This window comes from Moorena producens 3L (genome assembly GCF_000211815.1).
Lineage (GTDB): Bacteria > Cyanobacteriota > Cyanobacteriia > Cyanobacteriales > Coleofasciculaceae > Moorena > Moorena producens.
Map to the genome: position 1 here is coordinate 77,038 of NZ_GL890956.1, position 8,796 is coordinate 85,833.

Genomic DNA, 8,796 nt, shown 5'->3' on the forward strand with positions numbered 1-8,796 from the left:
AATTATGAATTATGAATTATGAATTATGAATTATAAATTAGACATCTCAGATGTCTATTATATCGGGTGCATCTCATATTTATAAATTTTGCGTAGGGTGCGTTAGGGAAGGGCTAGCCATCATTTTCCGCCTCTTTGCGCCTGGTTGGGACAGCCCGCCCCGTAACGCACCACCGGATCAAACAGCAAAAGTGAGATGCACCCATTATATCTAGCATATATAGGGCTGTTTTAACAGTCCTATTCAAACTACAATTTCCACACATTAAAAACAAGTATAAAGGTTATATATTGCGATGGATATTAAAACTTTGAGTGGTAATACTGTCAGTATTTTGGGTCTGGGAGCTAAAAACCCAATGGATAAAACTTGTGTAGAGATTGCTTACGAGGCTGGAATCAATTACTTCTTTTTTTACAACCTGAATTACACCAGTTTCCTAGAAGGACTAAAGCCTATTCTGGCAGCTCAACGAGATCAAGTGGTAGTTTCCACGGGCAGTAACAGTCGCGATCTTAACCAACTGCGCGAATATTTCGACCAAGTTCGTTCTTTGCTTGATGTGGATACAATAGATGTGTTCTTTTTGGAATATATCTCCCCTAAAGATGATCTCCACCAGGTTGCAGTAGCCTTAAACCAGATCCATACCTGGAAAACTGAAGGATTAATCCGCTATGTTGGCGCAACCACCCATAACCGCAAATTAGCCGTGGAATTATTGAGAAAGCAGTCCTGTGATGTGCTGATGCATCGTTATAACATGGCCCATCGCAAAGCCGAAGTAGAAGTGTTTCCTGCTGCGCTCAAAGCCGACATTCCAGTAGTTGGGTTTACTGCCACTCGTTGGGGTTCGCTGTTGCAAGGGCATAAAGACTGGAAAAATCCAGCTCCAAGTGCTGCTGACTGTTATCGCATGGTACTGCGCCAACCAGCGATTCGCTTAGTCCTCACTGCACCTAAAACCGAATCTGAATTAGTTGAAAATCTCAGGATTTTGCAATCTCCTGAGTTATCTCTTCAGGAAGTAAACCATTGGCAAACCTATGGCGATCTAATTTATGGAACCGGCCAGGATAGCTTCGATAATAAATGGCCTTAATTAGTTAATATCATCTGCGGTTGAAGACTTATAAATAGTAGGTAATAGGGAACAGGGAACAGGGAACAGGGAACAGAGAACAGAGAACAGGGAATTAGGAGGGAGATTACCTACGAAAAGGAAGCTATTTTTTTAAAATTATTATCTTAACATGATATAATAAAATGCTTGCAGAAGTCGGGAACTTTGGATCGGGCAAATTCGCAGCAGCAGGGAATAAAAATTGACGAAACCCTTATCAAAACTGGGATGCACCCCGGTCTGCTCTGGTTTTGTTACAAAAATTAACAAATTTTTCTCTCATGAAAAGTAATTCTTACGATACACTGGCTAAGTGGAAAACTTAGGAGGCAAGGAAATGAACGCTCAAACATGGATTACCCCTAGTTTTTAGCCTTGCTGAATCAATGGGGATTAGACCTACTGAGTTGTTAGCTCATAAGCCAGACGATGATTAGTGTAAAATTCATCCGGTTGACTGAATCAGTTGTTAGATAAGTAAATATAGAGAATGGCTCAAGTCTATACCAAAGATTTTGAAATTAAATGCCCTCCCCCACAGCGCACCTGGAGAGAAATTTCCCAAAAAATTGCTGAGCTTCCCTTACCAGGTGTTCCCATTCGCTTGATTTTAACCAAGGTTGAAGGAGATACTCTCACCTTTGAATCCAGCTTCATTGATACAGACAGAAAGCCGGTTTGGTCATCTTTACTTGATATTAATATTCGTCAACGGGTTTCTAACCAACCATTTGTCGCAGTTAGTATTATTCCCACCGGAGTCAGAGCAGAAATTGGTGGTTTTGCCGGAGATGCGACTCCTAGTACCAATCTGTTAGCCTCCGCTTGTGACTATCTGGTGACAAATCCCAATGCCGTTACAGCGTAGGATATCTATTTCGGTCAGGATAATGTGCTTTATCTGGAAGGGAATCTGATTTGTCAGTTACTACTGGGTAATACCGATCTGAAAGAGGGTGATTTAATCTCTAAGAGTAAATTTGTTTAGAGCTCTAACTTATGCTAAATCCTACATCCTAAATTCTTAAAAGCTTATGTCTTTGCTAGTCAACAAAATCACTATATCCCCAGAAGAAAAAAACTCTTTTGCTGAGAATGGGTTTATCAAACTAAAAAAACTGTTTACGGATGAAGCAATCGATAAATTACGGTATCTAACTGCCGAATCCAATCAAGTAAAAAAAGTTCCCGAATCTTACAGTGGCGATTTTTCCAGAGTAGGCTATGACCTAGAAAATGCTGTCACCCACCAGATCTATTCTGAAGAAAACTTTAAAAACACCTTCAAGCCATTAATCGAAAATGAATTAATCTTCACCCAAGGTGTGGGATTTGAATTAAAACCAAACAGAAAAGGATTTCATTTTCATCTCGATCTTGTTAGCTTCAACTTCATTAAACCAGAGGATTTAGGATATTCCCTATGGATACCACTAGTTCCAATTAATACGAAAGAGCAACATGGAGGCATGGCATATGTACCACGAAAGGCTTATCCAACCTCTGGGTACTATGCCCTCCGGTACGAACTAATACAACACAAAGATTTTGCAGAATTTTGTCAAACCGAAGAGTTTAATTATTTTGAGTTTTTCTATGCTTCTAAAGTTGAAGAGATGGTTTTAGATACAAATAAAGTAGAAGATAACTTTGAAGTGGGTGATGCCCTTCTACTAGACAAATTTGTTTGGCATAGAAGTGTCCCCCTCCTGGAGGGAAAATTACCATCGAGAATGGCATATACAATGCGTTTTGTCGATTCCCAAGCCCGCTACTCTAAAATATTTCTTGATGGTCTATACTCCCTGATCAAATCGAAAGGCGATGATACTTTAACTTCCTTTGGTTATAAATTAACTGACCTTAAGGATGGTGATTTAATTTATAAAAGTAAATTCGTTTAATAGTAAGTTTAAGATTAATTAAAGTTCGTATACTTCCTGTTTACTTTTAAGACTGATTTGAGTAAAACTTAAAAAAATGTAAATATGAGTGTAAATACAAAAAACTCTAATATAAATAATTCCATAACTACCTTTTATTCCCAAGAAGAACGACAGTTACGTGTAGATCTTGCTGCTGCTTACCGCTTGATTAACTATTATGGGATGACAGACATGATATACACCCATATTTCCGTGCGGATTAAAGAGGAGCCACCAATATTCCTCATTAATCCGTATGGTATGATGTTTGACGAAATATGTGCATCAAATTTGGTTCCAGTGGATGCTAATGGCAACAAAATTGACCAGGCAGACGCGGAAGTAAATCCAGCCGGATTTACTATACACAGTGCTATTCATTTAGGTTGCCCTAATGCCCATGCAATCATCCACACCCATACTGTTAGTGGCATGGCTGTTGCTGCGATGGAAGAGGGTTTGTTGCCCCTTAACCAAATTTCGATGGAATTTTATAATCGGGTTGCCTACCATGATTATGAGGGCATCTCACTTAACCTGGATGAGCGAGAAAGGCTGGTGGCATCTCTGGGAGACAAGAAATGTTTAATCCTCCGTAACCATGGTCTTTTAACTGTAGGTGAAACAGTAGCGGAAGCATTCTTCTATATGTACTACCTGAATAAGGCGTGCGAGATTCAGGTTAATGTATTAAGTAGTAACGCCAAGCCGATAATACCACCACCTGAGATTTGCGAACATACAGCAAAGCAGTTCGAGGGTCCATTCCTCCAGAACAACCGAGAATTCCAACTCGTATGGGAAGCTAATCGCCGTTTGCTCGATCGACTCGATTCTTCTTATAGTGACATACTCCCACCCAACTTACCCTAGGAAAAATTAGGCCATATTCAAATACACAAAAAAATACGGGGAATCCTGCCTCCTTCACTCCATTTGATAAAAATGGAAAACATCAAGGTTTACTAATTAGTAATAACTCTGAAACAATTATTCGCAATTGATTTGAACAACTAACTGGTAATTTAAAGGAGTACTAAAGCGATCCCAAGTTTCATCAATGCCAACCCCAATACTAACATTTCGGCCCATGGGAATTGACAAGATTTCGACTCTGTTAGCTCGAAACCAATCCCACTGGCGACCGATTTCTCTAGCTTTTGGTCAATCGGACTTCCCAATTCAAGAATACGTTGACCTGACTTTACAGGCTCCTGAAGTAGAAAAAGTACTAGGTTACGGGGATATTAGCGGACAGATGTCACTGCGGAAAAAAATTAGCAGCTTTTACGCCTCGACCTTAGGTATAGATATCCCAGCGGCACAGATATTGATAACTGATGGGGCGACTGGTGCATTAGTCTTAGCATTGGGGCTGTTGGTGCGCCGAGGTAGCGAAGTCATTATACCAGCCGTCGGATATGCGGCCTATCCGCGAATCGTGAAGATGTTTGGTGGCATTCCGATATCGGCACCCCTGGATGCAGAGTTTAACCTCTCACCCCACCGACTGCGGAATTTGATAACTGCCAAAACCGCTGCTATAATCGTCAACTCTCCGGGAAATCCCCACGGAAATATAGCTAGTCGGGAAATGCTAGCAGAAATTGCTTCATTCGGCATTCCAGTAATTTTCGACGAAGTTTACCAGTTAATGACTTTCGCGGGGGATTTTGCTCCCAGTGGGACGCAACTGCCTGGGGAACATTTCATTGTCAATGGATTTGCCAAGTCTTTTGCCGTTCCGGGATTGCGTATCGGTTTTGTGATTGTACCATCAAGCTTAGCTGAAGCTGCCGAGAGTATGAAAGTATTGTTGAATATTTGCCCGAATCTTCCCGGACAGCTGTTAACAGAACGACTGCTAGAGAGATCCCGGCTGCTGCTAAAGGCTCATCGAAGCTACCTGGGTCGCAGCCACAAGGTGTTCTTAGCGGCTTGCGATCGCTACTCTGTCCCTGTAATCAGAAATTCCCAGGCGGGGTTTTATGGTATCATACCGCTGCCTGAAGGTATGGACTCCATGAAAGCAGCATCGATATTAGCCAAAGACTATGCACTTGCCACTGCTCCGGGAACGGATTTTGCTGAAACCGACCCCGGTTTTTTGCGCGTCAACTTTACTAAAAGCCCTCAAGATGTGTCCGAAGGAGTGCTAAGGATAACCGAGTTCCTTGAAAAGGTCAATTCTGGGATCTGCGATCGGCGTTCGCGAAGCGTGGCCAAAGGCCTCAGCCGCGCCAAAGGCGATTAGCCCAAAGGGCTACGCTACGCGAACGCACTCCCTTCACACTTCGGACTTAAGCTTGAGTTGACTGCGAATGGACATGAATATGGCAGTGCTACTACTGGCAAACATCGATTTAGAGGAATGGTTTGCACAATTAACCGCAGAGTTGAAGAAACGCAAGGCCGGTCTAGATTTGCGAATCTGGCCTGAATCCGGGAAACTAGATGAGATTGAGATTGTGCTGGCATGGTGGCCCCCACTGGGAGTGATGCAAAAATTGCCTAATCTGAAGCTGATTATATCCCTAGGAGCCAGCGTAGATCGGATTTTAGTAGACCCAGATCTGCCCAAGCATATCCCGATTGTGCGTCTGCTCTCGGAGGGCAAAACTCAGCAAATAGCGGAGTATGTCACTCTAGCTGTTTTGCTGTTTCAACGGCGATTTATCGAGTATCAAGCATTGCACCGATCGCGACGCTGGGAATATCTACCGGTACCAGAGGCTAAAGAATTTACAGTGGGGATTTTGGGGTTAGGGGTATTTGGTTCGACGGTGGCCAAAAAGCTAGCAGCTATGGGTTTTTCCGTGCGGGGATGGAGTCGATCACCAAAAGCAATGGCTGGAGTGGAGTGCTTTCACGGGCGCGAACAGTTTAAGCTTTTCTTGAGCACATGTCGGGCGATTGTGTGTTTGCTGCCCGTAACGCCGGAAACCGAGGGTATTCTCTGCCATGAAACGTTTTCAGCTTTACCGACCGGGGCTTACTTAATTAATGTCGGTCGAGGCAAGCACTTGGTAGAAGCTGATTTATTGAGTGCATTAGATTCAGGTCAAATTGCCTGGGCGTGTTTGGACGTATTCCATCAGGAACCCTTGCCCAATGACGATCCTTTTTGGTCTCATCCGCGCATTATAGTAACTCCCCATATTGCTGCTGTGGGTAACCCTAAGGAGCTAGCCGCTCGCATTGTGGATACAATCGATTGCAGTCGCGAGGGCAGACCATTGGAGAATGCAATTGATCGGAACCGGGGCTACTAAGTCTTAATAGTGAGTTTTCTGCAATGCCAATCAATCCGAAAAATAATCTAGATTGGCTTACCATTTTATTGATAATATAATATTATTGTAGATGAATATAAGTAGAGAGTAAGTTGAGAGCATGACTATTAGATCGGATATTTTCAAATTCTTCCAAAATCTAAATTTTGTCTTCTTAAGTGGCTTCGATAAGATTAATTCGATCAATGAAAACAATAATTTATATATAAATGCCATGTATGATTTGATGGAAAATGATGAAATCAGAACCCAAGCCTATAGAAAAGTAATTTCTGAAAAAGTAAAAGACAAAGTAGCTGTTGAAATTGGCACGGGCAAAGCATTATTGTTACCAAAATTTTGTGTAGATGCAGGAGTAAAAAAGATTTACACAATAGAAGAAAATGAGAAAGCTTTCGCAGAGTCAAAAAAACTGCTCGAAGAACTTAATCTAGAAGAAAAAATTAAAATTTATCAAGGATTTTCACAAGATATAGAGATAGAAGAAAAATGCGATATATTGGTTCATGAAATTGTCGGGTCTATAGGTAGCCGGGAAGGTATGGTGCTAGCAGTTAACGATGCTAAAGAGAGATTTTTGAAGCCAAATGCCGAGTTTATTCCGTACCAGTGCATTACGAAAATAGCTCCTGTATCACCATTGAAACTTTCCCCATATCAGCAAATCGTTAATTTGTTTCTGAAGTTAATCATGAAAAATGTTATAATAAACTTAAGTGATGATTTTAATTTTTCTAAACCAAGAACTTATCTGACCTGTAATTTCCCCGTTTGTAACCTGATTGCCGAACCCCAAGAATTTGAAAATATAGTTTTTGCTGAAAATTTGACAATGATAGATGATAAAACTATAGAATTTATTATTGAAAAACCAAGCTTATTTGATGGATTTATTTTCTATATAAATCTCTGGGTAGACAGAGAAACAGTCATTGATACATTGTCACAAAAAACAAGTTGGTTAGTTAGATATGCTAAACTTTTTGAAAAACCCCTAAAACTAGAAGCTGGTGACTTCATTAAAGTTAAAATTGAGAGGGATGTTTCAACCACACAACCTAAATATGAGATTCATGCCACTGTGGGCAAAAATGGGAGAAGCGTATTTGCAAAAAAAAGTTATAAGCTATGTTGAAAATTATCAAGCCGTCAAAAGTTGTGCAACGGGCTTTTGTTGAAACCATCTAGGAACTACGAACCGGAGAATTTGTACTTTGATGCAAAAGCAAGATGTGCCCGTTCAACATGGGCCATGTACAACACCTGGATCAAGGATCGAAAAACGTATTCGGCTGACAGGATAACATGAAAACTAGGATGTCTGTATCGCCTCGATTTCCAAACTTCCGAAAGCTGTCGCCAGTTGTTAGGCCGGGTAGATGTAGAAGCAGTTGAATATACTTTAGAAGGTTTAACTGAGGCGATTGTGGCATGGGAGACTGGCAGAGGGGGAAACAAATAATATCAAGTTCGGTTGAATACCCATCATAAAAGTCTGGGGAGATGGGAACCCACCCCTAACCCCTCCCAGGAGGGGAATATGGGGAGATGGGGGATATTTTTATTAAGAGTAATTATCCTGAGATGATATAAAAGCAGAGATAATGTGATTTCATGGAATCCCACAACTAACAAAAAGTAAAAATAGAGACCACAATAATTAAATTAGATAAAGTCTGCGGGGGCGACAACTCGCCCAAAAAGCAACTAGGTCGAGATATTGACTAATAAAATAGTCACCCCTTTAAGATGAAAATAGCGTTTCTCATAGCTATGAGGTACACAGGATTTTTTCACTCTTGCTAGCATGCCTATTGCCTATTGCTAGCATGCCTATTGCCTATTGCCTGCTCCCTGCTCCCTAAAACCGATAAATTTGTACCTCACAAGTTGTATAATTGCTATAGATTACTGTAAAAATGAAAAACTCTAATATAAATAATTCCATAACTACCTTTTATTCCCAAGAAGAACGACAGTTACGTGTAGATCTTGCTGCTGCTTACCGCTTGATTAACTATTATGGGATGACAGACATGATATACACCCATATTTCCGTGCGGATTAAAGAGGAGCCACCAATATTCCTCATTAATCCGTATGGTATGATGTTTGACGAAATATGTGCATCAAATTTGGTTCCAGTGGATGCTAATGGCAACAAAATTGACCAGGCAGACGCGGAAGTAAATCCAGCCGGATTTACTATACACAGTGCTATTCATTTAGGTTGCCCTAATGCCCATGCAATCATCCACACCCATACTGTTAGTGGCATGGCTGTTGCTGCGATGGAAGAGGGTTTGTTGCCCCTTAACCAAATTTCGATGGAATTTTATAATCGGGTTGCCTACCATGATTATGAGGGCATCTCACTTAACCTGGATGAGCGAGAAAGGCTGGTGGCATCTCTGGGAGACAAGAAATGTTTAATCCTCCGTAACCATGGTCTTT

General features: G+C 41.2%; 8 protein-coding genes and 1 pseudogene. All 9 read left to right on the forward strand.

Annotation, left to right across the window (positions count from 1 at the left end; all coding sequences use genetic code 11):
• Positions 1-296: 296 nt before the first annotated feature.
• Complete coding sequence (locus tag LYNGBM3L_RS25060; protein WP_008188124.1) at positions 297-1,103, forward strand: aldo/keto reductase; 807 nt, start codon at positions 297-299, stop codon at positions 1,101-1,103.
• A 511-nt stretch (positions 1,104-1,614) separates the two neighbouring features.
• Positions 1,615-1,992 (forward strand): DUF3326 domain-containing protein, encoded by a 378-nt coding sequence (locus tag LYNGBM3L_RS25065; protein ID WP_008188125.1) that lies wholly within the window; start codon positions 1,615-1,617, stop codon positions 1,990-1,992.
• A gap of 166 nt (positions 1,993-2,158) precedes the next feature.
• Entirely contained in the window at positions 2,159-3,028 is an 870-nt protein-coding gene (locus LYNGBM3L_RS25070) for a hypothetical protein (RefSeq protein ID WP_008188126.1), read from the forward strand.
• 84 nt (positions 3,029-3,112) lie between these two features.
• Positions 3,113-3,922, forward strand: a complete 810-nt coding sequence (locus tag LYNGBM3L_RS25075) for a class II aldolase/adducin family protein (protein WP_008188127.1) — start codon at positions 3,113-3,115, stop codon at positions 3,920-3,922.
• A gap of 217 nt (positions 3,923-4,139) precedes the next feature.
• A complete protein-coding gene (locus LYNGBM3L_RS25080; protein WP_008188129.1) occupies positions 4,140-5,303 on the forward strand; it encodes a pyridoxal phosphate-dependent aminotransferase in 1,164 nt (387 codons plus the stop codon).
• A gap of 73 nt (positions 5,304-5,376) precedes the next feature.
• Entirely contained in the window at positions 5,377-6,321 is a 945-nt protein-coding gene (locus LYNGBM3L_RS25085) for a 2-hydroxyacid dehydrogenase (protein WP_229414687.1), read from the forward strand.
• Between the two features lie 121 nt (positions 6,322-6,442).
• The gene (locus LYNGBM3L_RS25090) at positions 6,443-7,477 is read left to right on the forward strand and encodes an SAM-dependent methyltransferase (RefSeq protein ID WP_008188131.1); all 1,035 of its coding nucleotides are present in this window, start codon (positions 6,443-6,445) and stop codon (positions 7,475-7,477) included.
• Positions 7,478-7,678: 201 nt separating this feature from the next.
• Positions 7,679-7,804, forward strand: a pseudogene (locus LYNGBM3L_RS50595) (uroporphyrinogen-III synthase); the annotation flags it as partial.
• Between the two features lie 457 nt (positions 7,805-8,261).
• A partial coding sequence (locus LYNGBM3L_RS25095) for a class II aldolase/adducin family protein (RefSeq protein WP_044494724.1) occupies positions 8,262-8,796 on the forward strand: 535 nt, incomplete at its 3' end.

What these genes read in the sequence shown, in the direction of transcription:
- LYNGBM3L_RS25060 (WP_008188124.1), top strand. Translation starts at nt 297, where the DNA reads ATGGATATTAAAACTTTGAGTGGTAATACTGTCAGTATTTTGGGTCTG.
- LYNGBM3L_RS25065 (WP_008188125.1), top strand. Translation starts at nt 1,615, where the DNA reads ATGGCTCAAGTCTATACCAAAGATTTTGAAATTAAATGCCCTCCCCCA.
- LYNGBM3L_RS25070 (WP_008188126.1), top strand. Translation starts at nt 2,159, where the DNA reads ATGTCTTTGCTAGTCAACAAAATCACTATATCCCCAGAAGAAAAAAAC.
- LYNGBM3L_RS25075 (WP_008188127.1), top strand. Translation starts at nt 3,113, where the DNA reads ATGAGTGTAAATACAAAAAACTCTAATATAAATAATTCCATAACTACC.
- LYNGBM3L_RS25080 (WP_008188129.1), top strand. Translation starts at nt 4,140, where the DNA reads ATGGGAATTGACAAGATTTCGACTCTGTTAGCTCGAAACCAATCCCAC.
- LYNGBM3L_RS25085 (WP_229414687.1), top strand. Translation starts at nt 5,377, where the DNA reads ATGAATATGGCAGTGCTACTACTGGCAAACATCGATTTAGAGGAATGG.
- LYNGBM3L_RS25090 (WP_008188131.1), top strand. Translation starts at nt 6,443, where the DNA reads ATGACTATTAGATCGGATATTTTCAAATTCTTCCAAAATCTAAATTTT.